This is a genomic window from Polaribacter sp. BAL334, assembly GCF_015767435.1.
Classification (GTDB): domain Bacteria; phylum Bacteroidota; class Bacteroidia; order Flavobacteriales; family Flavobacteriaceae; genus Polaribacter.
This window is the reverse complement of the sequence record NZ_JADWOV010000245.1, coordinates 94,124-121,043: the sequence shown is the minus strand read 5'-3', so window position 1 is coordinate 121,043 and position 26,920 is coordinate 94,124. Positions and strand designations below refer to the sequence as shown.

Annotated in this window: 26 protein-coding genes; 13 read left to right on the top strand and 13 right to left on the bottom strand. The window is 31.8% G+C overall.

Translation table 11 applies throughout. The features are described from left to right. Positions 1–39: 39 nt before the first annotated feature. A complete protein-coding gene (locus IU405_RS03960) occupies positions 40–1,095 on the bottom strand; it encodes an endonuclease/exonuclease/phosphatase family protein (protein ID WP_197437305.1) in 1,056 nt (351 codons plus the stop codon). A 132-nt stretch (positions 1,096–1,227) separates the two neighbouring features. Between IU405_RS03960 and IU405_RS03955 the strand changes: the two genes are divergently transcribed. From IU405_RS03955 to IU405_RS03920, 8 genes are all read left to right on the top strand, one after another. Then, a complete protein-coding gene (locus IU405_RS03955) occupies positions 1,228–3,984 on the top strand; it encodes a TonB-dependent receptor (RefSeq protein ID WP_197437304.1) in 2,757 nt (918 codons plus the stop codon). Between the two features lie 19 nt (positions 3,985–4,003). Then, positions 4,004–5,437 carry a DUF5689 domain-containing protein gene (locus tag IU405_RS03950; protein ID WP_197437303.1) on the top strand — a complete coding sequence of 478 codons (1,434 nt, stop codon included), beginning with the start codon at positions 4,004–4,006 and terminating at the stop codon, positions 5,435–5,437. A gap of 68 nt (positions 5,438–5,505) precedes the next feature. Next, a complete protein-coding gene (gene mce, locus IU405_RS03945) occupies positions 5,506–5,907 on the top strand; it encodes a methylmalonyl-CoA epimerase (RefSeq protein WP_197437302.1) in 402 nt (133 codons plus the stop codon). 83 nt (positions 5,908–5,990) lie between these two features. Next, a complete protein-coding gene (locus tag IU405_RS03940; protein WP_197437301.1) occupies positions 5,991–6,869 on the top strand; it encodes a cell division protein FtsX in 879 nt (292 codons plus the stop codon). A gap of 7 nt (positions 6,870–6,876) precedes the next feature. Further along, entirely contained in the window at positions 6,877–7,119 is a 243-nt protein-coding gene (locus tag IU405_RS03935) for a DUF3098 domain-containing protein (protein WP_197437300.1), read from the top strand. A 2-nt stretch (positions 7,120–7,121) separates the two neighbouring features. Further along, a complete protein-coding gene (locus IU405_RS03930; protein ID WP_197437299.1) occupies positions 7,122–7,931 on the top strand; it encodes an undecaprenyl-diphosphate phosphatase in 810 nt (269 codons plus the stop codon). Positions 7,932–7,939: 8 nt separating this feature from the next. Next, positions 7,940–8,632: a tRNA pseudouridine(55) synthase TruB gene (gene truB, locus IU405_RS03925; protein WP_197437298.1), complete on the top strand. Its 693-nt coding sequence runs from the start codon at positions 7,940–7,942 to the stop codon at positions 8,630–8,632. 34 nt (positions 8,633–8,666) lie between these two features. Next, a complete protein-coding gene (locus IU405_RS03920) occupies positions 8,667–9,209 on the top strand; it encodes a hypothetical protein (protein ID WP_197437297.1) in 543 nt (180 codons plus the stop codon). A 55-nt stretch (positions 9,210–9,264) separates the two neighbouring features. On the opposite strand, the gene mscL is transcribed toward IU405_RS03920, so the two are convergent. The 3 genes from mscL to IU405_RS03905 are packed head-to-tail and all read right to left on the bottom strand — an operon-like array spanning position 9,265 to position 11,459. After that, on the bottom strand, positions 9,265–9,669 hold the full coding sequence (gene mscL, locus IU405_RS03915) for a large-conductance mechanosensitive channel protein MscL (RefSeq protein ID WP_197437343.1): 405 nt from the start codon (positions 9,667–9,669) through the stop codon (positions 9,265–9,267). A gap of 52 nt (positions 9,670–9,721) precedes the next feature. Further along, positions 9,722–10,822, bottom strand: a complete 1,101-nt coding sequence (gene alr, locus IU405_RS03910; RefSeq protein WP_197437296.1) for an alanine racemase — start codon at positions 10,820–10,822, stop codon at positions 9,722–9,724. Then, the gene (locus tag IU405_RS03905; RefSeq protein ID WP_197437295.1) at positions 10,815–11,459 is read right to left on the bottom strand and encodes a thymidine kinase; all 645 of its coding nucleotides are present in this window, start codon (positions 11,457–11,459) and stop codon (positions 10,815–10,817) included. Before IU405_RS03905 ends, alr begins: the two co-directional genes overlap by 8 nt. 80 nt (positions 11,460–11,539) lie before the next feature. Here IU405_RS03905 and IU405_RS03900 point away from each other — a divergent pair, with 80 nt between their 5' ends. Together IU405_RS03900 and IU405_RS03895 are read left to right on the top strand one after the other, a co-directional pair. Then, the gene (locus tag IU405_RS03900; protein WP_231749520.1) at positions 11,540–12,346 is read left to right on the top strand and encodes a hypothetical protein; all 807 of its coding nucleotides are present in this window, start codon (positions 11,540–11,542) and stop codon (positions 12,344–12,346) included. Between the two features lie 11 nt (positions 12,347–12,357). Then, complete coding sequence (locus IU405_RS03895) at positions 12,358–13,341, top strand: glycosyltransferase family 4 protein (RefSeq protein ID WP_197437294.1); 984 nt, start codon at positions 12,358–12,360, stop codon at positions 13,339–13,341. 3 nt (positions 13,342–13,344) lie between these two features. Here IU405_RS03895 and IU405_RS03890 read toward each other — a convergent pair whose 3' ends face one another. Beyond that, entirely contained in the window at positions 13,345–13,692 is a 348-nt protein-coding gene (locus tag IU405_RS03890) for an arsenate reductase family protein (RefSeq protein WP_197437293.1), read from the bottom strand. A 40-nt stretch (positions 13,693–13,732) separates the two neighbouring features. Between IU405_RS03890 and IU405_RS03885 the strand changes: the two genes are divergently transcribed. Both IU405_RS03885 and IU405_RS03880 read left to right on the top strand, forming a co-directional pair. Continuing rightward, positions 13,733–14,188 (top strand): DinB family protein, encoded by a 456-nt coding sequence (locus tag IU405_RS03885; protein ID WP_197437292.1) that lies wholly within the window; start codon positions 13,733–13,735, stop codon positions 14,186–14,188. A gap of 3 nt (positions 14,189–14,191) precedes the next feature. Continuing rightward, positions 14,192–15,424: a cation:proton antiporter gene (locus tag IU405_RS03880; RefSeq protein WP_197437291.1), complete on the top strand. Its 1,233-nt coding sequence runs from the start codon at positions 14,192–14,194 to the stop codon at positions 15,422–15,424. A gap of 21 nt (positions 15,425–15,445) precedes the next feature. Here IU405_RS03880 and IU405_RS03875 read toward each other — a convergent pair whose 3' ends face one another. Beyond that, positions 15,446–17,062, bottom strand: coding sequence for an Ig-like domain-containing protein (locus IU405_RS03875; RefSeq protein ID WP_317193344.1), 1,617 nt, complete (start codon positions 17,060–17,062; stop codon positions 15,446–15,448). Positions 17,063–17,149: 87 nt separating this feature from the next. Further along, positions 17,150–17,845: a ComF family protein gene (locus IU405_RS03870; protein WP_197437290.1), complete on the bottom strand. Its 696-nt coding sequence runs from the start codon at positions 17,843–17,845 to the stop codon at positions 17,150–17,152. A gap of 137 nt (positions 17,846–17,982) precedes the next feature. Between IU405_RS03870 and IU405_RS03865 the strand changes: the two genes are divergently transcribed. Then, positions 17,983–19,524 carry a glycine--tRNA ligase gene (locus tag IU405_RS03865; protein WP_197437289.1) on the top strand — a complete coding sequence of 514 codons (1,542 nt, stop codon included), beginning with the start codon at positions 17,983–17,985 and terminating at the stop codon, positions 19,522–19,524. 52 nt (positions 19,525–19,576) lie between these two features. On the opposite strand, the gene IU405_RS03860 is transcribed toward IU405_RS03865, so the two are convergent. The 6 genes from IU405_RS03860 to IU405_RS03835 all read right to left on the bottom strand — a co-directional run bounded on the left by IU405_RS03860 (position 19,577) and on the right by IU405_RS03835 (position 26,898). After that, positions 19,577–19,786, bottom strand: coding sequence for a DUF2892 domain-containing protein (locus IU405_RS03860; RefSeq protein WP_197437288.1), 210 nt, complete (start codon positions 19,784–19,786; stop codon positions 19,577–19,579). Positions 19,787–19,875: 89 nt separating this feature from the next. Further along, entirely contained in the window at positions 19,876–20,373 is a 498-nt protein-coding gene (locus IU405_RS03855) for a DUF3575 domain-containing protein (protein ID WP_197437287.1), read from the bottom strand. A 42-nt stretch (positions 20,374–20,415) separates the two neighbouring features. Then, positions 20,416–20,931 carry a DUF3575 domain-containing protein gene (locus tag IU405_RS03850; protein ID WP_197437286.1) on the bottom strand — a complete coding sequence of 172 codons (516 nt, stop codon included), beginning with the start codon at positions 20,929–20,931 and terminating at the stop codon, positions 20,416–20,418. Positions 20,932–21,005: 74 nt separating this feature from the next. Then, positions 21,006–22,118 (bottom strand): efflux RND transporter periplasmic adaptor subunit, encoded by a 1,113-nt coding sequence (locus IU405_RS03845; RefSeq protein WP_197437285.1) that lies wholly within the window; start codon positions 22,116–22,118, stop codon positions 21,006–21,008. A 2-nt stretch (positions 22,119–22,120) separates the two neighbouring features. Further along, the gene (locus IU405_RS03840; RefSeq protein ID WP_197437284.1) at positions 22,121–26,440 is read right to left on the bottom strand and encodes a CusA/CzcA family heavy metal efflux RND transporter; all 4,320 of its coding nucleotides are present in this window, start codon (positions 26,438–26,440) and stop codon (positions 22,121–22,123) included. A gap of 68 nt (positions 26,441–26,508) precedes the next feature. Further along, positions 26,509–26,898: a hypothetical protein gene (locus IU405_RS03835; RefSeq protein WP_197437283.1), complete on the bottom strand. Its 390-nt coding sequence runs from the start codon at positions 26,896–26,898 to the stop codon at positions 26,509–26,511. Positions 26,899–26,920: the final 22 nt, after the last annotated feature.

Sequence of the window (26,920 nt, the reverse complement as noted above, 5' to 3'; positions counted from 1 at the left end):
CATTGAATTATGGGTTTTTGTTTTTATAAAAATATCGATTTATTTTCTTTCTTTTATCAAGTAAATATATACTGGATAATGATCAGAATAACCTCCAGTAAAACCACCATCAGCAAAACTTCTAAAAGGATATCCTTTGTATTGCCCTGTTCTTCCTGTTAAAAAACTCTTATTAAAAATCATCGCTTTGAACATTTTGTAGGTAGAAAAATCATTTTCACCTTTATTTAGTAGAGGTTCAGAAATCAAAACCATGTCAAATAAGTTGATGTTATCACGATAACCAAGTGTATTGAATCCTTTTTTGTGCATTTCTTCATAAGGATTGAAAATGTCATTTTCGGCAACATCTTCTTTTTTTCCTATTGTTTTTAGCACATTTTTAAAACTTGAATTGGTAGGATCGTCATTAAAATCACCCATGATTAAAATCTTTGCATTTGGGTCTTTTTCACGGACTTGCTCAATAATTTTTGTGTTTTGATAAGCAGCTTTTTCACGAGAGGGTCTGCTTTTTGCTTCGCCACCACTTCTTGAAGGCCAGTGATTTACAATCACATGAATCAATTCATCATCCAAATATCCTGAAACTAATAATTGATCTCGGGTATATACTTTATATCCATCTCTGTAAATATTTGGGTCAAAAGATTGATGAAAAACAGGTTTAAAATATCTTTTTTGATATAATAAAGCTACGTCAATTCCTCTTTTATCAGGAGAATCGTAATGAATAATTCCATAACCCATTTTTGATAAATGTTCCGATTTTACTAAATCTTCTAAAACACTCAAGTTTTCAATTTCGGAAACGCCAATAATTGCAGGTCCTGTGTTAGCTTTTTCTGCACCAATTTGGGCAATTACGCTTGCCATATTGTTTATTTTTTCCCAATATATTTTTGATTTATTTGCTTTCAACTCCATCATTGGACTAGCTTCATCATTGATAGTTTCATCATTTATGGTGTCATAAAGATTTTCTACATTGTAGAAAGCAATAGTTCTTATATTGTATTGTTTTCCCTTTTCTTGAGAAGAAAGAATTGAAAATGTCATTAAAAATAAGACATTAAAAATCACTCGTTTTTTCATCTATTTGAATATTTGGTGCAAACTTATAAAACAAATAATTATATAATGTTATTTTAACATTAGGATTTGTTAAAAATAGTTAAATTTGTGCGTATTTTGTTAAAAAAAATAAAAAAAATCAAACAAACATTTATGAGAAAAATTATTTTATCAATGTTTTTTTCATTGTTCTTAGCAATAGGATTCAATGCTCAAAACGTTGTAAAAGGAATTGTTACTGATAGCGATTCTGAAAATCCTCTACAAGGTGTTTTGGTCACTGTTTTATCAACAACTTCAAGTCAGACAACTGGTGCTGATGGAGTTTTTAATTTAAAAAATGTGCCAAATGGAAGCTATATTGTAGAGTTGAAATTAGTAGGTTATGAAACGCAAAATTTTCCAATAGAATTAGCAGGCAAAACTGTTGATTTAGGAACTATTTTATTTTATAAAAACGTCAATGAAGATTTAGATTTGAGTTTAATTACTATCACTGATGATGAGTTGAATGACGATGGTGGTGCTGCTGATAATATTGCAGGATTGTTGCAAGCTACTCAAGATGTTTTTTTAAGAACAGCCGCATTTGAATTCAGTTCTTCTTTTTTCAGTATTAAGGGATTGGATTCAGGAAATGGAAAAGTACTGATTAATGGTATTGAAATGAACAAATTATTTGATGGAAGAGCACAATGGAGTAATTGGGGAGGTTTGAATGATGTGTTGAGAAATCAGGAATTTAATAATGGTTTAAGCGCTTCTAACTATGCATTTGGAGGAGTTTTAGGTTCAACAAATATCAACACAAGAGCTTCTCAACAACGCCCAGGAACTCGGATTTCATATGCATCCTCAAACAGAAGTTATGTGCATAGAATGATGGCAACCTATTCTACAGGAATTATGGAAGATGGATGGTCTTTTACTTTTTCAGGAAGTAGAAGAGCTGGAAATGAAGGGTTTAATGAGGGTTCTAGTTATGATGCATATTCTCTTTTTGCCTCTATTGAGAAAAAGATTAACAAAAAACACAGTATTAATTTTACCTCAATTTTTGCTCCAAATAAAAGAGGAAAATCTTCTCCAAATACCCAAGAAGTTTACGATTTAAAAGACATCAAATACAATGAATATTGGGGGTATTTGAATGGAAGAAGAACCAATTCAAGAGTAAAAAATGTGGAAGAACCAATTTTAATGTTGAATCATTATTGGGATATTTCAGAAAACACATCTATCTATACAAACATTGCATATCAATTTGGAGAAATTGGAAATAGCCGTTTAGACTTTAATGGTGGTGCAAATCCAAGTCCTATTTATTATCAAAATTTGCCAAGTTTTTTCGTAAGAAATGAAAATTTAGTTGGTGCTTATGAATCGTTGCAAAACTTTCAAAATAATGGTCAAATAGATTGGAACAGAATTTATGATGCAAATATCACAAACGCATCAGTAGGAATTCAAAACGCATACGTATTATATGAAGATAGAAATGATGACAAACAATTGACTTTTAATTCAATTTTGAATTCACAAATAAACAAGAACATAACTCTAAATGCAAAACTAGAATACAGACGTTTGCGTTCAAGTAATTTTGCTGAAGTAATGGATTTGTTGGGTGGGATTGGATATTTAGATATCGATAATTTTGGAGAAACACCAAATCAGCAACAAAATAACTTAGCAGAACCAAATAGAATTGTTGGTGTTGGAGATAAGTTTCGTTATAACTTCAATTTAAATTCTGATGTGACGAGTGCTTTTGTACAAAGTCAATTCAAATACAATAAAGTTGATTTTTTTGCAGCAGCTTCTGTTTCTCAAACAACACATCAAAGAGATGGATTGTATCAAAATGGAGGATTTCCAAACAACTCTCTTGGATTATCAAAAAAATTGAATTTTACCAATTTTGGACTGAAAGGTGGCGCAACTTATAAAATAACAGGACGTCATCTATTGGATGCAAATGTGGCTTATATGACACAAGCACCAACTATTAGAAATTCGTTTTCAAATTCAAGAGAAAATAATAACGTAGTTGAAAATTTACAAAGCGAAAAAATATTTTCTGTTGATGCAAGTTACATTTTGAGAAGTCCTATAATTACTTCAAGAATAACAGGTTTTTACACCTATATTCAAGATGCAACAGAGATTTCTTTCTATTTTGCTGATGGAATTGGTGGTGATAATACCGCTTTTGTTCAAGAAGTTTTAAATGGAGTTGATAAAAAACATTTAGGTGTTGAATTAGGTTTAGAAGCACAAGTGACACCAACCATCAAATTAAAAGGAGCTGCATCTATTGGACAATATACCTATGATAACAATCCAAATATTTATTTAACTTCTGAAGACAATTCACAAACTCAAATTGCTGGATTTACAAACGGATCAAAAAATTTCGGAGAGTCAAAATTGAAAGATTTTAGGTTGGCAGTAGGGCCTCAAAGTGCCTATTCTATTGGTTTTGAATATAGAGATCCAGATTACTGGTATTTTGGAGCAACTGCAAATTTTTTCAGTAATATTTTTGTTGATGTTGCACCTTTGAACAGGTCAAGTAATTTTTACACTGATGCTGATGGATTGCCTTTCAACGATTATGACCCAGAATTAGCAAGAGAATTATTGCAACAAGAGCGTTTTGATGATTATATGGTTGTCAATTTAATGGGTGGAAAATCTTGGAAAATTGGAGATAAGTTTATCAGTGTATTTGCTACTGTAAACAATTTATTGAATCAGGAATACAAATCAGGAGGATTTGAGCAAGGAAGAAATGCAAATTTCCGTCAATTAAGAGATGATAAAGCTCTTGATACACCCGTTTTTGGGAATAAATATTGGTATGGTAGAGGAACTACTTACTTTTTAAACGTAAACTTAAGATTTTAAAAACATAATATAATTGAACATGAAAACAACTAAATTCATCATTTTATTACTTGCATTTGTAGCTGGTATTTCTTTTACATCGTGTGTAGAAGATGGAAAATTCGAAGTTCCGAATGCTTTAGGAACTGAAGAAAATGCAGCAATTGCTAAAATTCAAGCTGATGTTACAGCAGGAACATTAACAGAAATCTCCATAGCCAATTTAAAAGGATTGTTGGTTAGTGGACAAGTAACACAAATTACCTCTGATATTTATGTAAAAGGATATGTAACTTCTTCTGATCAAACAGGTAATTTCTTTAAAGAATTTTACATTCAAGATGCTCCATCAAACCCAACAGCAGCTATTAAAATAGTTACAGAGTTTGTGGATTCTTACAACAAATTCAACATTGGAAGAGAAGTGTACATTCGTTTAAAAGATTTATATATTGGCGAAGTGAGAACTGGAGATGGAGTAACTGCTATTGGTGGTGGAGAATTTTCTGCTGGAAGGTTAGGGACTTTGACGGTAAATCAAACGAATAAACATGTATTTAGAAATGCAAATACTGAAGAAATGATACCAATCGTAGTGAAGTTTTCAGAAATTAACAATAGTCATGTAGGGCTTTTTGTAAAAGTTGAAAATGCACAATTTCCAAGCTCTTTGGTAGGAAAAACGTATGTGGATGCTGCTGATCAATTTGATACTCAACGTCTTTTAGAAAGTTGTGATGGTTTTGGCTACACCAATTTCATTTTAGAAACTAGCGCATTTGCTGAATTCAAATTTAGTGTTTTACCAGCTGGTGGTGGAAGCATTTCAGCAGTAGTTTCAAAAACATTTAATGGTAGCGATTTAGTATTAGCATTAAACAAAACTACTGATGTAGTTATGACAGGAGCAAGATGTACTCCATTAGATGCAAACGATTTTACTCCAATTTTTGAGGAAAATTTTGAAGCAATGACTTCCACAAATCCTTTAGGAGGAAATGGTTGGATTACTTTTACAGAAGTAGGTCGTTTCAATTGGAGAGTTTTAACATCTACAGATTCAGGAAATCCAAACAGTAAAATAGCCTCAATGGGCGCATTTAGATCTGGTGATGCAAGTAATATTTCTTGGATGATTTCTCCAGGTATTAATTTGAATGCACAAGATTTAGAGTTTTTAAATTTCAAAACTTCCAATAGTTTTGCTGATGAAAGCGTTTTAGAGGTGTTAATATCTACAAACTGGGATGGAAATTCTGCAAATGTAACTACTGCTACTTGGCAAAAATTACCAGCAACAATTGTTTCTAGAAGTGAAAATTTCCAAAACTGGGTTGATTCCGGAACTATTGATTTAAGTGGATTTTCTGGCACAGCTCACATTGCTTTCAAATATACAGGAGGAGATAATGCCGCTGATACCATTGACGGAACTTACGAAGTGGATAATGTTAAAATTTTGGTTAGAAAATAAAACCTACAAATAATAAATTTTAAAACCAGTAAACACATTTTGTTTGCTGGTTTTTTTATTTTTACAACATGGAAAAAATAGAACATATAGGAATTGCTGTCAAAGATTTAGAAAAATCAAATGCACTTTTTGCATCACTTTTTGGCGAATCTCACTATAAAATAGAAGAAGTTGCTTCTGAAGGCGTGAAAACATCTTTTTTCAAATCAGGTCCCAATAAAATTGAATTATTAGAAGCTACACATCCTGATAGTCCTATCGCGAAGTTTATCGAAAAAAAAGGTGAAGGAATTCATCATATTGCTTTTTTGGTTCAAGATATTCATGCAGAAATTGTAAGATTAAAAAATGAAGGTTTTGTTGTTTTAAATGACTTACCCAAAAAAGGAGCAGATAATAAATTAGTTGTTTTTTTGCATCCAAAAACAACGAATGGAGTCTTGATTGAATTGTGTCAAGAAATCCAATAACAGTTTAAAATTTACGCTAAAATCTGACAAAAATCTACCATCAAATTTTTGTATCTTGCAAGCGTTTATAATTAGAAAAAACAATGCCAAATAAGTTTGATTCGTATCAAAAAAGACGTTTACAGTCTTCTTACTTTTCAGTAGTAGTTAGTATTGCTTTAGTATTATTTATGGTCGGAATTTTGGGATTGATTTTATTAAAATCAACCAAAGTTGCCAATATTGTAAAAGAACAAGTGGCTATTACTTTGTTTTTAAAAGATGGAATTTCTGATGAGCAAATAGCTACTTTTAGAGCCTATCTTTTAGAAGAACCATTTACAAATAGTGCAATTTATACAAGTAAAGAAGATGCTGCAAAAATATATAGTGAAGAAATTGGAGAGGATTTTTTAGAATTTTTAGGCAAGAATCCATTGAAAAACGGTATTGATATTTATCTAAAAGCCGATTTTGTAACTCCGGAAAAAATGCAAGAATTGGAAGAAAAATTCCTAAAAAATGCTTTTGTTGCAGACGTTTCTTATGACAAACCGTTGATTAATTTATTAACGGAAAATATTAAAAGAATCAGTTTTTGGTTGTTAGTGGCGAGTAGTTTTTTTGCAATTATTGCTACAATTTTAATCAATAGCGCAATTAGATTGACTATTTATTCCAAAAGATTTACCATAAAAACCATGCAAATGGTGGGCGCTACAAAAAGTTTTATCAGAAAACCTTTTATTTTAACAAGTATAAAATTAGGGTTGATTGGTGCTTTTTTAGCATTGATTGCATTGGCTTTTGTGGTCTATTATGTGGATAAATTCATCCCAAGTTTAGCTATTTTAGAGGATTATGCAACCTTATCCATTTTATCTCTTGGTGTAATTTTAACGGCATTTATCATCACTTTAATAAGTACATTTTTAGCAACACAGCGATTTTTGAATTTACGAACAGACGAACTTTATTATTAAAATACTTATGAAAAACGAAACAACTCCCCAACAAGAATTCCTTTTTGGAAAAAGAAACTATATTTTTATGATGATTGGCATTATATTCATTGCGCTAGGATTTATTTTTATGGCAGGTGGAGGTAGTGATGACCCAAACGTTTTTAATGAAGAGATTTACAATTGGCAACGCATTCGTTTGGCACCAACATTGGTTATTATTGGTTTGGGAATTGAAATTTATGCTATTTTAGTCAATCCAAAAAAATAAAAATGAATTTAATTGAAGCCATTATTTTAGCTGTAATTGAAGGAATTACTGAATATTTACCAGTTTCTTCAACAGGCCACATGATTATTGCCTCCTCTTTTATGCGAATTGCAACAGACGATTTCACCAAACTTTTTACAATTGTCATTCAATTAGGTGCCATTTTATCAGTGGTGGTTTTGTATTGGAAACGATTTTTTCAAAGTATTGATTTCTATTTCAAATTGGCAGTTGCCTTTATTCCTGCTGTTGTTTTAGGATTGTTGTTGAATGATGTCATTGATAATTTGTTAGAAAGTCCAATTACGGTAGCAATATCCTTAATTATTGGTGGATTTATTTTGTTGAAAGTGGATGATTGGTTCAAAGCAAATGAAGAATTTGATGCTGAAAATCCAACTGCTCATACTGAAATTTCATATCTAACAGCCTTAAAAATTGGATTTTTTCAATGTTTGGCCATGATTCCAGGAACATCAAGAAGTGGTGCAAGTATTGTAGGTGGAATGACGCAAAAAATCAACAGAAAAACAGCGGCTGAATTTTCGTTTTTTTTAGCTGTTCCTACAATGTTAGGAGCAACTTTAAAGAAAAGTTACGATTATTACAAAGCAGGTTTTGAACTTTCTGCTGATCAAATCAATTATTTAATAGTTGGAAATATTGTTGCTTTTGTTGTTGCGTTAATCGCCATCAAATCATTTATTGATTATTTGAGTAAAAAAGGATTTAAACTCTTTGGATATTATCGAATTTTCTTTGGGATTTTACTATTATTCATTCATTTTTTCGTCTACAAATTAACTCTCTAACGAATTTCATGACCGAAGAAAGCTTCAAAAATGGTCAAGTTTTATTGATTGATAAACCTTTGGAATGGACTTCTTTTCAAGTTGTCAATAAATTGCGTTGGCATATAAAACAACGATTTAAATTAAAAAAAATCAAAGTAGGTCATGCAGGAACTTTAGATCCGCTTGCTACAGGATTATTGATTTTGTGTACAGGAAATGAAACCAAGAACATTGATTCTTATCAAGCGCAAATCAAAGAATATACAGGAATTTTTACAGTTGGCGCAACCACTCCAAGTTACGATTTGGAAACTTCCATTGATAAAACGTTCGAAATTTCGCACATAACTCCTCATTTAATTGAAGAAACAACCAAGCAATTTATAGGAGTAATTCAACAAAAACCACCTATTTTTTCGGCCATCAAACACGAAGGAAAGCGTTTGTATGACATTGCTAGAAAAGGAGAAACTGCTGAAATTAAATCAAGAGAAATTACCATTTTCGATTTTGAAATTACTAAAATTGACTTACCAAACCTTCATTTTAGAGTGGTTTGTAGCAAAGGGACTTACATTCGTTCATTGGCTTTTGACTTTGGAAAAGCGTTGAATTCTGGAGCGCATTTAACAGCATTAAGAAGAACAAAAATTGGTGATTTTTCAGTGGATAATGCTTTTTCTGTAGAAAGTTTTATCGAAAAATTAACTGCGGAATAGTTTTTGATTCTCGGTTGAAAAATCAACCTTTTTTATGAAAAAACAATTACTCTTACTCCTTTTTGTTGCATCATTTACGACATTTTCTCAAGAAAATACTAGAAAGTTAGGAAGACCTTTTTTTACAGGTTCAGCCAATTTAACTCTTGGAATTAATGAAAATTATACATTGTTTAATGACGATGATGAAACTTTTTTAGAACCTTCTGCTATTTTTTTTAGAGCAGGTTTTGGCTATGAATTTTTTAATAGAGTAGCACTAAGTGTCAATGCAGGTTTTGATTTTCATTGGAATTATGCCACAAGCGCTTTCCCAACTTATGGAACGTTGCGCTTTAACATCACTGAAAATGAAGGAGATGCCTTTTTTGTAGAAACGAGTTATGGAAAAATGTGGCGTCCTTCTAATAATTATCCCAATGGAAATTATTATGGTGTTGGTTTGGGTTGGCAAATTGCTGGAGAAAGTCGTTGGAATACTATTGTTAGAATCGATTTTCACAGAAAAGGAATTGTTGGTTTTGAAAACAACAGACTAGACAGTGTTTCTTTTGGAATTGGATTTTCGTTTTTTTAAATAAAAAATCCTGAGTTTTTCTCAGGATTTTAGGCTATTTCAATAAATAATAATCTTATTTTTTTGCCAACAAATCTCTAATTTCAGCCAACAATTCCTCTTGACTTGGTCCTTTTGGTGCAGCAGGTGCAGGAGCTTCTTTTTTCTTAGTACTATTTACTCCTTTTACAATCATAAACATCACGAAAGCTACAATCACAAAATCAATCAAATTGGTAATAAAATCACCATACATTACACTCACTTCACCAACAACTGTTCCTGAAGCATCAGCCATTCCTTCTTTGATTGTCCATTTTAAATCTTTAAAATCCGCTTTAAAAATCAATCCCACTAATGGTGAGACAATTCCACCAGTAAAAGCACTCACTACTTTGTTAAAAGCAGCACCCATTACAAAGGCAACTGCAATGTCAATGAGGTTTCCCTTCATTGCAAATTCCTTAAATTCTTTAAGCATTCCCATAATTAATTAGTTTAAATTGTTGATTTCGCTAAAATAACAATTATTTTCAATCCTTTAGCACTTTTTTAACGCGATGAGAAATTCCAGTTAAAATCTCGTAAGTGATGGTTCCTGCAGCATCTGCCAATTCTTGAATCGTTTTTTGATGATTGAAAATAATTGCTGTATCACCTTCTTTACAGTCAATATTGGTAACGTCCACCATAATCATATCCATACAAACATTTCCTAAAATGGGTGCTTTTTGATGATTGATAGTTACAAAACCTTTCGCATTTCCTAGCGCTCTTGAAATTCCGTCAGCATGACCAATAGGAATTGTGGCGGAACGAGTTTTTTTTGTAGAAATAAATGCTCGGTTATAGCCTACAGAATTTCCAGGTTCAATTTCATGAATTTGAGAAATGATAGAAACCAAATTGTGCGTATTTTTCAATTGCGATGTTTCAATAGCATCATTTCCAAAACCATACAATCCAATTCCAATGCGAACCATATCAAATTGAGCTTCAGGATAATTAATTGTTCCAGAGGTATTTGAGATATGCAATATGGGTTTGTACGTTAAAAAAGCGTCAAACTCCTGAACAATATTTTTAAAACTTTCTATTTGGCGATGTGTAAAAACGCTTTCATTCAAATCTTCACTAGCCACCAAATGCGAAAATAACGACTGAATTTTGACATGCTGATTCCCTCTCAATTCATCAATTATTTTTGGTACATCCGAAGGTAAAAATCCCAATCTATTCAATCCAGTATTGAACTTTAGATGAACTGGGTATGCTGTTAAAGAATTTTCTTTTGCCATTTGTAAAAAGGCATTTAAAATCTCAAAGCTATACAAATTGGGTTCCAAACAATAGTCAATAACCGTCTGTAAATTTGCAATTTGAGGATGTAAAACCAAAATGGGTTTTTGAATAGTTGCCTCTCTTAAAGCAACACCTTCATGTGCATAAGCAACAGCAAAATAATCAATTTTGTCTTGTAAAAATTGTGCAACCAATACATCATCACTTCCATAACTAAATGCTTTTACAACAGCCAAAATTTTGGTTGTTGGTTTCAGTTTTTTCTTAAAATGATGGAGATTGTGTTCTAGTGCTTTTCCGTCAATTTCTAGAACAGTTACGTGATTATTCATAAGATGTTGCACTTGTTTCAGTATCTGAAGAACTGTCTTTTTTTAGGCTATTTTGTTGTTGATTTTTTATTGCTTTGTAGTAAGCTGCTCTAGACAAAGGTTCATATTCTTCGGTTTCTCCAAGCATTACCAATTTATCATTGGGCGATTTTCGGAAACTATAATGCGCCAAATTCCCTGTATGTGTGCAAACGGCATGAACTTTCGTAACATACTCTGCAGTTGCCATCAAAGCAGGCATGGGTCCAAATGGATTTCCCTTGAAATCCATATCCAAACCTGCAACAATCACACGAATTCCTCTATTTGCCAAATCATTGCAAACTGCCACAATTTCATCATCAAAAAACTGTGCTTCGTCAATGCCAACAACATCTACATCGTTGGCCAACAAACGAATGTTTGATGCCACAGGGACTGGAGTTGAGCGAATTCTGCTGTCATTGTGCGAAACCACTTCATCATCATCATAACGAGTGTCTATGGCTGGTTTAAAGATTTCAACACGCTGTTTTGCAAATTGAGCGCGTTTTAAACGTCGGATTAATTCTTCTGTTTTACCAGAAAACATAGAACCACAAATGACTTCTATCCAACCAAATTGTTCTGTATGATTTACGGTATTTTCAAGAAACATTTTGTAATTTTAAGCGTTCTAGTTTTATAATTTTATTTTACTTTGAATTTCAACAAATTTATAAATATTTACACTGAAAAATGGATTTCAACAAACAACTTATGCACAAAAAATTAGAAAAAGATTTAATCAGTTTGGCGCACGATATTCTCAAAATGAAAAATCGTGATGATATTTTTGCGTTGAAAGAAAAATCAAGAGCCGTTTTTGAACGCATTTCTATGTTAGCTTTTGTAGAGGAATATGTAAATACAACCCCTAATTTGGAAACTACCAAAGAGGAATTAATTCAAACTTTTGAAGAGGCTTTTGAGTTGAAAGAGTCCAATTTCGTTGCCGAAAAAATGCCTGAAAATCAAGAAATTGTTCCAATTGAAGAAACACCAGTGATAGAAACAATCGAAGAAATTTCAATAATTTCAACAGTGGAAGAAACTGAAATCACACATTCTGAACCAATTATTGAGCAACCTTTTGATGAATTGGAGGAAATGATTTTCTCCGAAAAAACAACTGAAACTGAAGTTGAAAGTGATAAAATTTTGATGGATGAGCGTAAAATTTCAACTTTAGAAGACGAATTGCAAGACACTATTTCAGTAGATATCATGGCTGATTTGTTTGAAAATGTGCCACCAAAATCTTTGAATGATCGTTTGGTAAACAGCATTCAAATTGGTTTGAATGATAGAATTGCATTTGTAAAACACCTTTTCAATGGCGAACAAGAGGATTTTAACAGAGTAATTTCTCAACTCAATTCGTATGAAACTGAAAAAGAAGCTAAAAAATTCATTGAAAAAGTAGTCAAACCAGATTACAATTGGAAAGAACAGGAAGCGTTGGAAATTCGTTTTTTAGAGATTATTGCTCGTAAATTTGCTTAAAAAACTGATTTTTGAAACCAATTTTAATCCATATACATTTTCATCACCGAAAAACAGGAGTAACAAGAAGCATTGAAAATGTATTGCCTTTTTTTTCAACGAATTTTGAAACCTATGTGTATGGAAATACGATTGATGGAAATTTCATAAAAACATCAAAATTCATAAAACTGCTGTTTTCTGACAGAAAAATTGTGGTGCATTGTCACCGAAATAATGAAATCATCAGAATGTTATTTTTTCGATTTTTGGGGGCAAAATTTAGATTGATTGCAACGCGTCATTCAGCCACAAAACCATCAAAAATGACCTCTTTTTTATTAAAAAAAGCGGATAAAGTCATCACTTTAATTCCAAGTATGAGTCAAGATTTGGGAATAAAAAATGACCTTGTTTTTCATGGTGTAAATGTGGAAGAATTTGTGCCAAATCATTCAAAATCAATTTCTGAAATTGCGCAAAAAAACATTATTTTATGTGCAGGAAGAGTTAGAAAAGCAAAAGGACAACTCATTTTATTGGAAGCTGCAAGCATAGTAAAAAACCATCAAGATTGGGCTTTAGTGATTGTTGGAAAAGTTGATAAACCTGAATTTTTGACAGAATTAAAAGCCATTTCTCAAAAACACAGTATTGAAAATCAAGTCTATTTTATTGATGAAACTCGTGAAATTATTGGGTATTATCAAGCTGCAAAAATAGCAGTTGTGCCTAGTTTTTCAGAGGGATTTTCATTGGTAACAGCTGAAGCAATGTCATGCGAATGTACTGTAATCGCTACAAAAAATGTGGGAGTTCATGATGATTTAATTTCTCACGAAAAAAATGGTTACTTATTTGAAGCTGGAAAATCAGACGAACTTGCTATAATTTTACAAAGATTAATTTCTAAAGAAATTCCATTTTTGGGAAAAGAAGCAAGAATTGAAATTCTCAAAAATTGGAGTGCTGAAAAAGAAGCCAATGAATTGATGAAGATGTATCAATCAAATTGATTTTTAGCCAATTTTCTCCTTCAAATCATCAATCACATTTTTACTATTTCCTACAAAAATCTCATTGTCAACCATAAAAACAGGTCGTTTTAGAAACGTATAATCATCCAAAATAAATTGTCTGTAGTCTTTTTCAGATAAGTTTTGATTCTTTAAATCCATCTCTTTATACAACTTTGCACGTCTGTTAAACAACGCCTCATAGCTTTTTGTATGTGCATACAATTCCTCTAATTGAGCTACATTTATGGGTTTTGCTTTCACTTCTTGCAGCTCAAAACCTTCTAGATTTACCTCTTTTAAAATTCGACGACAAGTGTCACAAGTTTGTAAAAAATAAACTTTCTTCATATTTATGGAGTATATTTACACTTCAAAATTACAATTAAAAATGAAAACACACTTTGATATTTTACGAAAATCGAGAGAACTTGTTTTAAATGAATTAGAAGGATTATCGTTAGCACAATTGCACACAATTCCAAAAGGATTTAAGAATCATATTGCTTGGAATGTGGCTCATGTATTGGTTACGCAGCAATTATTACACTATAAATTATCAGATTTGAACTGTTTATGTCCTGATGATTTGATTGAAACTCATAAAAAAGGAACTTCGCCAACAGTTACTTTTACAGAAGAGGAATTTGAGGAAGTAAAAGAACTTTTTGCAGGTTTGCCAGATACATTACAAGAAGATTATGAAGCAGGTATTTTCGAAAATTATTCAGAATATCCCACAAGTACAGGCTTTGTGATTCATTCTATTGAAGAAGCAATTGCCTTCAATAATTTTCACGAAGGCATTCATTATGGCATTATTAGAGCGATTAAAAAATTAGTATAAACCATGGATATTTTTTCAATTGCAACAGTGTTGATTGTGCTATCTTCCATTTTTGGATATATCAATCAACGATTTATAAAATTACCAAGTGCTATTGGATTGATGCTGATAACAATTCTTTTTACCTTATCAGTAGTAATCATTAGTTTTTTTGATGATACACTTTTGCAACAAGAAAAAGAATTTATTTCGAGTATTGATTTTAAGACAGTTTTATTGGATATAATGCTAAGTTTTCTGCTTTTTGCAGGTGCTTTGCATACCAATTTTGCTGAATTGAAAGCGCAAAGAAAACCTGTGATTGCCTTTGCAACATTGGGAATTCTTATCTCAACATTTCTTTCAGGAATTTTTGTTTATTATCTTTTACAACTGATTGATTTCCCTGTTGATTTCATTTATTGCTTGTTATTTGGTGCTTTAATTTCTCCAACAGATCCTATTGCAGTCTTAGGAATTATGAAAAAAGTGGGTGCTCCAAAAAATTTAGAAATCAAAATTGTGGGAGAATCTTTATTCAATGATGGAGTTGGAGTCGTTATTTTTTTAACAATCTATCAAATTGCAAAAGGTGCAACAGCAGTTTCTATTGCCGATATTACTCAATTATTTTTGATAGAAGTTGTTGGTGGACTTGCTTTGGGATTGCTGATTGGTTGGATAAGTTATCGATTAATGAAATCAATAGACGATTATGATACAGAAGTGATCATCACATTGGCAGTTGTTATGGGTGGTTCATTACTTGCTCAAAAATTGCACGTTTCTGCTCCTTTAGCAATGGTTACAGCAGGATTATTGATTGGAGAAGATTCCTTAAAGAAAAATTCAATGAGTAAAATAACACAACAATATGTAGATAAATTTTGGGAGTTGATTGATGTGTTGCTAAACACCATTTTATTTGTACTAATTGGAATGGAAATTTTAGTGTTAACGCTAGAAACCACCTACGTTTTAGCAGGATTTATTGTGATTCCTTTTTTGTTGATTGCACGTTATTTATCACTTTTATTACCCATAAAATTATACGCTAAAAAACTAGGTTTTGTACCAAAAACAAATTTAATCATGACTTGGGGAGGTTTGCGTGGAGGAATTTCCATTGCATTGGCTTTGAGTTTAACTCAAGATATGTATCGTGATTTGTTTTTAGTAATTACTTATATTGTTGTTGTATTTTCCATTTTAGTTCAAGGATTGACCGTTGGAAAACTAATTAAAAAGTTTACTTAATTCTTATTACAAAAATAGTATTTACTCAACATCAAAAGTTTCTTCTAAAAAGAAATTGGCCCTCAATTCAAAATTTGTGAGCTCTTTGTGATAAAGAATTCGCTCAGGAAATTGTTTTTTTAAGAAATTTCCTGTGTCCCATTCATTGTTTTTGTTGCTATCAATAATGACTTTGATGGTGTATTTTTTGGGCTCTAACAAATCAAAAATAACTTTTGTTGACGAGTTTATGAGTTGGCGCTCTACAAGAATGTCTTGTTTGTTTCCCGAAAGCAATTCTACAATCAAATTTTCATTGTTGAAATTATTGACATTCAGGGTAATTTTACCATAATCATCTACTTTCTTTGTTCCAAATTTTACAGAAATAGTGTCATTTTTAAAAGCATAAATATCTTGAAATGCAGAGGGAAATGCTGTTAAAGTGTATTTTTCAGAAGGTTTTTTGTCAAAAATAAGTGCAATTTTATTTTCTTTTTCAGAAAAGAGGGTGGTGAAATTGACCGCTAACGTATCTTTATCAACCAAATTTATTTTAGTGGTATCAATCTTCATAATTGGATGATTGCTACTTACAAAAACAGTGTCTCTAAAATTCAACACGTTTTTTGGAGAAATATCAATGGATAAAGAATCCATTTTTTCTTTCCGCAATTTTACCGTCAAAGTATCTGAAAAGAAATCATTGGTCACTATAAAGTTTAAAGAATCCGCTTCAAAAGGCGTAAACCAATAATTCAATGAATCTTTGTTTTTCTCGAATTTGGAAACACTTTTAAAGTTTTCAGGAACTTTTGAAGTCACTTGAATTTTCATGTCTTTTTGTTTTCCTTCAAAAGCAAACTGCAATTTTCCTTTAGAAACCTCTCTTCCTCTGACAAATTTATAAGGTTGAATTTCTTTAAAAAGTGTGATGGGTTTTACCAAAATACTATCTTTTGGTAGTTGAATGGTATCTGTCAAAAATCCAATTTTATCGGTTTTCGGATTGAATAAATAATCACTCACTTCTTCTTTCAAAGCCACTACAAAATACTTTCCTTCTTTCAAATTGGTGAATTTAAAATTGGTTGTATCCAAGGTATTTGTGATGTAATTTGGTTTCTTTTTATAGATGATAGAATCCTTGTAAGCCGTATCAATTCTATACAATAATACATTTACGCTTCTTGGGATTTCTTGTAAAATAGCATCATTGATGGTTCCTTTTGTTTCTAAAGAATCAATATAAGTTCCTGTGGAAAAAACGTATTTAAAATTTTCCAAAACATTGGATTCGTTGTTGTCTTGAACTGCGTTTCCAAAGTTGAAAATGTAGGTGGTATTTTCTTTCAATGTATCTAAAATCTGAATTTTAATTTCTTTGCTAGGCGAACCTTGAGGCGAAATTAAAGGTGGATTTTTCATAGGTGGAGAAATCACCAATTGCTTGTTCAAATCTTTCAACGTAACAAATTCATCAAAATTGATTTTGACAACTTTTTTATCAAATTTTACGGTGTTATAAGGTGGAATTGAATTTACAAATAAAGGTGCATTTTCGTCTTTTGGACCACCTTCAGGTCTTCCTGTTCTGGCGCAATTTGCTATAAAAGCGACACTCATAAAAAGTAAAATGACTCTGTAAACTATTTTCACAAAAACTGAATTTTGTCACAAATTAACGATTTATTCTAGGAATTTTAAATGTAAAAACAGGAATTCTTCATCAATTTTTTGAAAATATTACTGAATCAAATTAGAACAAGCCATGGTTACCATGCTAATTTTGCAATTTTCAGATTTTTGAAACTCATTCGCACAGGCTTCCAATGTGGCTCCTGTAGTGATGACATCATCAATCAATAAAATATGTTTGTCATTGAAAATTTCAGGATTTTTCAATAAAAATTTGGTATCCACATTACTAAATCGCTCAAAACGAGCTTTGAAAGTTTGCGTTTTTGTGGAAGAAACACGAACCAATTCATTTTCTAAAAACCGAATTTGCAAGTGTTTTCCTAAACTTTCTCCAAATTTAGTGACTTGATTATAGCCTCTTTGTTGCAATTTTTTAGGATGAAGAGGCACAGGAATGATACAATCAATGTCCGTAAATTCTCTTTTTTCGAGAAGAATTTCGCCCAACCAATTTCCAAAAAAAGTTCCAATTTGTTCATTTCCACGATATTTTAGTTCGTGAATTATTTTTTGTGTAATGCCCTCTTTTCTAAAAAATAATAATGAATAGCCTTTTTCTACATTCACTCTTCCATAAAATGATTGTGTAATGTCGTTTTCACTCAGGCTTGTAAAGTATGTCAATGGCAAATCATGCCTACAATTGGTGCAAATGAGTTGTTCGTTTTGAATCAATTGTTCATCACAACCACAACACATTTCAGGATAAAATAGACGGAATAAGTCTGTAAGAATTTTCATTTTGTTGCATTTTTTTTGTTTAAAAATACTAAAAAAATTACAAAAGAGGATTTTTTAAAAGAATGATATTGTTTCTCAATAAACTAGGCTATTTTTTTCTTGAAAAAAACCGTCAAACGTTTATCTTTGCGCTCATTATGGCAATACAAGAAGATCACTTTAAAAAAGTTTTATCGCACGCAAAAGAATATGGATATGTATTCCAATCATCTGAAATTTACGATGGTTTAAGTGCGGTGTACGATTATGCTCAAAATGGTGTTGAGCTGAAAAAAAATATCAGAGATTATTGGTGGAAAGCAATGGTGCAAATGCACGAAAACATTGTTGGAATTGACGCTGCAATTTTGATGCATCCAACAACTTGGAAAGCTTCTGGTCACGTTGATGCGTTCAATGATCCATTAATTGACAATAAAGATTCTAAAAAAAGATACAGAGCTGATGTTTTGATTGAAGATTTTTGTGCAAAAATTGAAGCAAAAATCGATAAAGAAGTGGAAAAAGCTGCCACTCGTTTTGGAGATGCTTTTGATAAAAAAACCTTTCTTTCAACCAATCAAAGAGTGGTGGAATATCAAGCGAAAATCAATGCTATTTTGTCAAGAATGTCAAAATCCTTGGCGACTGAAGATTTAGCAGATGTAAAAGCTTTGATTGAAGAATTGGAAATTGTAGATCCTTTAACTGGTTCAAAAAATTGGACAGAAGTAAAACAATTCAATTTGATGTTTGGAACACAAATTGGAGCTTCTGCAGAAAATTCAACACAAGTGTATTTGCGTCCTGAAACCGCTCAAGGAATTTTCGTGAACTTTCTAAATGTTCAAAAATCTGGAAGAATGAAAATCCCTTTTGGAATTGCTCAAACAGGAAAAGCCTTTAGAAATGAGATTGTTGCAAGACAATTTATTTTCAGAATGCGTGAGTTTGAACAAATGGAAATGCAGTTTTTTATCAAGCCAGGAACACAAAAAGAGTGGTATGAACAATGGAAACAAACTCGCTTAAAATGGCATTTGAGTTTAGGAATGGGCGCAGAAAATTACCGTTTTCACGATCATGAAAAATTAGCTCATTATGCGGATGCAGCTGCAGATATTGAATTCAAATTTCCTTTCGGCTTTAAAGAATTAGAAGGAATTCACTCAAGAACAGATTTCGATTTAAAAGCACATGAACAATATTCAGGAAAAAAATTACAATATTTTGATCCTGAGGAAAACAAAAGTTATGTGCCTTATGTGGTTGAAACTTCTGTTGGATTGGACAGAATGTTTTTGGCTGTTTTCTCCAATTCTTTGCAAGAAGAAACCTTGGAAAATGGAACAACAAGAACCGTTTTAAGATTGCCTGCAGTTTTAGCACCTTTCAAAGCCGCCATTTTGCCATTGATAAAAAAAGATGGATTGCCAGAAATTGCGCGTGAAATTTTTGAGGATTTGAAATGGGAATTTAATGTTGATTATGACGAAAAAGATGCCGTTGGAAGACGTTATAGAAGACAAGATGCGAATGGAACACCTTTTTGCATCACAGTTGATCATGAAACGTTGCAAGACAATGCTGTAACCATCAGACATAGAGATTCAATGGAACAAAAACGTGTAGCAATTTCTGAATTGAAAGCAATTATCAAAGCAGAAGTTGATGTTAAAACGTGGTTGCAGAAAATGTAAACTCAATAGATTTATAAAAAAAGCATCTTGAAAAAGATGCTTTTTTTATGAGTTATTTTTGCTTCATTTTGCAAGTTGAAATTCCAAAAGGAAGATATAATGGACAAAAACTGATAAAGCTTGTTGCTAGAAAAACTCCGCCAAAAACGAGTAATATCATTCCTAAAGTCCCAGAAATTGTTCCAGTAAAAAATAATACTGCAATCACAATCGCAATCAAAATACGAATGATTTTGTCTGTTGAGCCCATGTTTTTTTTCATAATAATGTAATTTAAATTCCCAATAAAATTAATAAAAAAAAAGTCAAAAACATCGTTTTTGACTTTTTTATATTTTTACCTAAGGACATCTAAAATCTCCAACCAACGTTCAATCCAATTCTTGGGACAATTACTGGAGAATCTGAACCAAATAAGTTTCTTCCAAGTCCACCATATACATCAATCACCAAACCGCCTTTTGCAATATATTTCATACCAATAGCAACTCCTAGAGCACCATCAGTATATTTTATATCATAATCTCCAGAATTTTTAATGCTTTCTTTCTTTCCTGAATTGATTCCTAAAAAACCCTCTCCAAAGAAATTCCATTGTGCATTTGTAGTGAAATAGTGACGATAATAAGGTGTAATCATAGTGTTTTCATTATATCGAAAACCAACGTCTTGTTTTGTTAGATTAAATAATGCAGAAACACCAATAGAAGATTCTTCTGTCAAATATTTTTCATAAGAAAACTCTAAACTTCTAATAATCAATGCGTCAGCAATGTCTAATTTGATTTCTTGTTGTGAAAATCCGTATGAACTTATTAAGATTGTAATTGCTAAAAATATTTTTTTCATGTTTTTTAAATTATATGACAAATGTACTAAAATAGATTCTTACTAAAATCGATATCCAACTGAAATTCCTATTCTTGGAAATCCTTCATAGTTGGTATTTCTCACTAAATTTCTTCCAATTCCCAATAACAACTCAGTAGTAAATCCTTTTTTAGAAACAAATTTTCCTCCAACAGATACTCCCATTGCGAAATTAGTTTCAAAATCATTATTGTAAAAAAAAGCATCTTCATTTGCAGAAAATAATGCACCAAATCCTTCTATAAAAAAACCTCTCGCAAATTTCCCTGAAAAATATCTTCTATAATAAGGTGTTATAGCATAATTTAGGCTACTTTCATTTGTATTTGTATTGTAAGTTACGGCTAAACCATAAGATGATTCTTCGTCAATTAATCTTTCATAAGAAACATCTAACCAAGGTCCAGCTATAAGTGTTAATACATTTATTTTGAATTCTGTTTTTTTATCAATGTCTTGAGGGAATTCTTCTTTTTCTTGTGCCATAAAACAATGCGTTAAAAAACTCAATGCCAATGCAAAAATCAATTTTTTCATCTTATATATGTAGGTTTAAATTTAAAAACAAACATACTAAAAGTTTAGATAATACTATTTTTAAATGATTTTTTTTACAACATAAATCCACCTTTTACAAGGATTTGTTTCTCTTTAAAATCTTCAAAATTGATAATTTGTGAAAATTCTTCGTCTTTTTTACCGATAGAAACTAGTATTTTTTCAAACGTAATTTCTTCATTTTTTTGTTCTTTAACCACTAAAATATACGATTGATGTTCTTCAGTAATAATGGCTGAATTTGGCAGCGCCATTTCATTTTTGTTCTCAAAAATAATTTTTGCTTCCACAAACATTCCTGGCATAAAATTTTGATTTTTTTCATCAATATCACAATGCACATTCACAGTTCTGTCATTTGTAATGGTATTTCCAATCAAATGAACACGCGCATCAAAATATTTTTCAGAGGCTTCTGGCACTTTGAATTTGACTTTTTGTTCTTTTTTGATATTCAAAATATCTTTTTCAAATACGTTCAATTCTAAGTGAATTTCTTTTGTATTTACAATTTCCATCAATTCACTTGCTGAAGAAACAAAAGCGCCATTGCTTACTTTTACATCGCTGATAAATCCTTCAATGGGCGCATAAATATTGATATTTGAAGTGAAATTTCCTTTTTCAACTTCTGATGGATTGATGTGCATCATCTCCAATTTTTTTCGCAAACCATTGTAAATTGCCAAATTACCTTTGTATTCACTTTCTGCTTTTAGATAGTTTTTTTGAGAGGAAATTTTTTCGTTATAAAGGGTTTTTTGTCGCTCAAATTCGTTTTTCAAGAAACTTAATTGTGACGAAATTTCTAAATAATTTTGTTGAATTTCAACAAATTCGGTGTTTGTTAAACTCGCTACAAATTGCCCTTTTTTTACATAATCTCCAATCAATAATGGAATTTTAGAAACATAACCACCTACAAAAGTGCTTACAATTGCTCTGTTTTCTGGTGGAACATCAATCATTCCATTTGCTTTTACAAATGAAATAAATTCGTGTTCAATGAACGTTCCTAATGCCATTTTTTCGTTTTCAAATTGTTGCTTGTTAATGACAATTTGATTGCTGATTGCTGAATTTTCAGTAGTTGTATCTGTTTTGATTTCTTTTTTTCCACAAGCAAAAAATGCCAAAGAAAGTAAGAAAATGAGTGTGTTTTTCATCGTTAAAATAGGTTTAAAATAAGGTGATTAATGTTGATAACGGTTTGGTTATAAGCGTTTAAATTGTCTAAATAAGACAATTCAATATCTTTGGCAGTTTCCAAACTTTGGATGTATTGAAAAAAATCAATTTCGCCTTCAGAAAAAGTCCGATTGGCAGTTTTGATGATTTCTTTTGTCAGATTTTTTCCTTGCGTTTCATAATAATGAATGGCTTCTTCATGCTGTTTCAAGGTTGCCAAAAGTGAGTTGTATTTGCTGTTCAATTTCACTTTATAATCTTGTTGTTGTTCAAAAATGGTGTTTTGAGCAATTTTGGAAGCTTTGATTTTGGAAGCATTTCCTGAGAAAAACAACGGAATTTTCAAGCCAACTTGATACCCTCTCAATGAAGTATTCAATTGCTTATTGATTCCTTGAAAATATTCTAAACTGATATCTGGCAATAAATTTTGGAGTTCTTTTTTGTACAAAGCATTTTGAAATTTGTTGGCATTTTCAAAATATTGTACCCCCAAATTTTCATTGATTGTCAATTGCTGCAATGGAATTTTTTGTAATATTCCATCTGCAATTTCTACGGTATCAACTTGCACCACGCTTTTCAGCTTTTCTGTTGACAGAATTACTTCCTGCAAAGCCTGTTTGTAAAGCGTTTCTAGTTGTTTTTGTTTTGATGTTGCAGTAATCATTTCTAGATAATTGGTTTCGCCCAATTCAAATCTTCTTTCTGATTTTTTTGCAAAATCTTGATACAAACTATCTAAATACTGATAGGTTTTTGCTTTGTTTTTTGCATAACTCAATTGATAATAATTGGCATACACTTCTTTTTGCAGTTGTTGAAAAGCAATGTTATAATTGGTTTCCTCCATACTCAATTGTGCTTTTTTTACTTTTTTATCTGCAAAATAAAAAGTGGGGAATTTGAAATCTTGTGCAATTCCAAAAACTCTGATTGGCAAATCATTTACAGCTAAATTATTCTCATCAAAACTATAATAAATGGATGTTTTATCGAATTCAAAAGCACTCGTAATCAATGCTTTATTTTCATTCACTTTTGAAAATGCAGCTTTTAAATGGGCATTATTTTTTAAAGCCAAATGGAGCGTTTCATCAATTGTCAGTTTTGATTGGGCATTTATTGGGAAAAACGAGCAAAATCCAATGAAAAGTAACAGTAGATTTTTATTCACTTTTATTGATTTTTTTTCTTCAAACCAAGCATACAAAACTGGCAAAACAATCATCGTTAACACAGTTGCAGAAATCAAACCTCCAACAACTACAGTCGCTAACGGACGTTGCACTTCTGCACCAGCATTGGTTGAAATAGCCATGGGTAAAAATCCTAAAGCAGCAGCAGCAGCTGTTAACAACACAGGACGCAAACGTTCTTTGGTGCCTTTTTTAATCCGTTCTTCAATGTCTTCCATACCTTCTTCTTTGAGTTCTTTGAAATGTTCAATCAATACAATTCCGTTTAAAACTGCGATTCCAAAAAGCGCAATAAATCCAACTCCAGCAGAAATACTGAAGGGCAAATCACGCAACCACAACAACAAAATTCCGCCAACTGCCGAAAGTGGAATGGCAGAATACACCAACAATGCTTCTTTTACGGAACCAAATGCAAAATATAACAGTAAAAAAATCAATGTCAAAGCAATAGGAACAGCCACCATCAAACGTGCTTTGGCACTTTGTAAATTCTCAAATTGCCCTCCATACGTAACACTATAACCTACAGGCAATTTCAATTTTTCATCAAGTATTTTTTGAACATCATCCACTACCGATTGTAAATCACGATCTCTCACATTAATTCCGACAACAATTCTACGTTTGGTATCATCTCTTGAAATTTTTGCAGGACCTGTCGTGTATTGAATACTAGCCAATTCACTCAAAGGAACTTTGTTTCCAGTAGGCGTATCAACATATAAATTTTGTAAACTTTCTAAATTTTTTCGATGATTTTCATCAAAACGCATCACCAAATCAAACCGTTTTTCACCTTCAAAAACATTGCCTGCAACTTGCCCTGCAAATCCCATAGAAATCAGTTGATTGATGTCAGCAATATTCAATCCATATCTTGCTATTTTACTACGATGATAGTGAACACTCATTTGAGGCAAACCTTCCACTTTTTCCACAATAATATCGGAAGCACCTGCTACATGTTGAATTAATTTCTTGATTTCATCCGCTTTTTTTGCCAAAATTGACAAATCTTCTCCAAAAACTTTCACAGCAACATCTGCTCTAACTCCTGTAATTAATTCATTGAAACGCATTTCAATAGGTTGTGTAAATTCGATTTCCAACCCAGGAATTACAGATAAAGCCTCCTTAAATTTGTTTGCCAATTCGTCTTTACTTGCAGCACTTGTCCATTCTTTTTTGGGTTTTAGTTTGATAATTACATCACTTTCTTCCATAGACATTGGGTCTGTTGGCACTTCTGCAGCACCAATTCTACTCACAACTTGGTCAACTTCCGGAAAATTTTTCAATAAAATTTGTTCGATTTTTGTGGTAATCTCAATGGTTTTTCCTAAGGATGTTCCTGTTTTTAAAACGGGTTGAATCACAAAATCTCCTTCATCTAAAGTCGGCACAAATTCGCCTCCCATTCTGCTGAATAACCAAACACTTGAAAGCAACATAAAGGCTGCCAAACCAACTACTATTTTTTTGTTTAGCAATGCCCAATGAATTGACGGTTTATACAAGGTGTATAAAATTTTCATCAATCGAACTGAAATATTTTTATCACTAGGTTTTTCAGGTTTTAAAAACAAAGCGGAAAATACAGGAACATAGGTCACACAAAAAATCATAGCACCAATCAAAGCAAAACTAAAAGTCATTGCCATTGGTTTGAACATTTTTCCTTCAACACCACTTAAAGATAAAATGGGAATAAATACGATTAAGATGATTAATTGTCCAAAAATCGCAGAGTTCATCATTTTTGAAGCACTTTTTAGCGTAATTGCATCTATTTCATCTTGTTTTGCTTCTTTAGAAAGAATGCCAAGTTTCTCACTTTCCCTCATGATCCGAAAGGCAATAAACTCCACAATAATCACAGCTCCATCAATGATAATTCCAAAGTCAATTGCACCCAAACTCATCAAATTGGCGTCAACTCCAAAAAGATACATTAACGAAATTGCGAATAATAAACTCAATGGAATTACTGAAGCAACCACCAATCCTGAACGAAAATTTCCGAGCAATAAGACCACCACAAAAATCACAATCAACGAACCCAAAATCAAGTTTTCGGAAACTGTAAAAGTAGTTTTTGCAATCAATTCGCTTCGTTCTAAAAATCCGTTGATGTAAACGCCTTCAGGCAAAGAACCTTGAATTTCGGCAACTCGTTCTTTGACAGCATCAATAATTTGCTTTGAGTTTCCGTCTTTCAGCATCATGATTTGTCCCAACACTTTTTCACCTTCACCATTTCCAGTAATGGCTCCAAAACGAGTGGCACTTCCAAATCCTACTTTGGCAACATCTTTAATATAAATTGGATTTCCGTCATTTTTTACTACAATATTTCCAACATCCTCCAAGCTTTTTACCAAACCTTCACCTCTAATAAAATAGGTTTCATTGGTTTTTTCGATATAACCTCCACCTGCAACACTGTTATTTTTTTCAAGTGCATCATAAATTTCTGAAACAGAAATTTTCATCGCAGTCAATTTTTCAGGATTGATGGCAACTTCGTATTGTTTTAAATGCCCACCCCAAGTATTTATTTCAACAACACCCGGAATTCCCGATAATTGACGCTTTACAATCCAATCTTGAAGTGTGCGTAAATCTGCTGTTGAATAGCGATTTTCGTAACCCGGTTTTACATCCAAAATATATTGGTAAATTTCTCCCAAACCTGTAGTAATTGGCCCCATTTCTGGTGTTCCAAATCCTTGTGGAATTTTTTCAGTGGCAGATTTTATTTTTTCAGCAATCAATTGCCTTGGCAAATACGTGCCAATTTCATCCGTAAAAACAATGGTTACTACTGATAAACCAAATTTTGAAACCGAGCGAATTTCTTCAACGCCAGGCAAATTTGCCATTTCCAATTCAACTGGATAGGTGATAAATTGTTCTACATCTTGCGTAGAAAGATTTCGTGAAGTGGTAATTACTTGCACTTGATTATTGGTAATATCAGGCACAGCACCAATTGGAATTTTGGTCAATGAAAAAATCCCGAAACCAATGACAAACGCAATAAATATGAATATGATCAGCTTATTTTGTAAGCTGAATTTGATAATTTTTTCTAACATAATTGATAATAAATAATAGATATAAATATAACCCGAATTATTTTACAGGTTCCTTTTTCTAAAATAAATTATGCGAATTTGGGCGGTTGGAAAATGGCGGGTTTTACGGATTCAGAGTAAGATTCCTTATAAAAAAAATTCTTTTTTGAAAAGGAATTGTTAGGTATTCTTAATTTAAATACAGTTGGATTTATTTCCAAAATGGAAACTAAGTGATTAAAATGGTTAACACCTTGTTTAAAAGGGAGGTCTTGATGTTCTTTATGATTTTGATTTAATGCAATTTCTTGATCAATATAATGATCGTATAAAAATTCAACGAAACTATCACCATATTTTTCTTGATGAAATTGCGCATGATCAATTAAGGCACTAACTTTGTTAATATCTTTAAAATCAATGTGCAAACTTTGTAGAAGTACTAAGTTTGATAATAAAATTGCAATTATTCTTATCATTTCGGGTTCAAAATTAAATAAT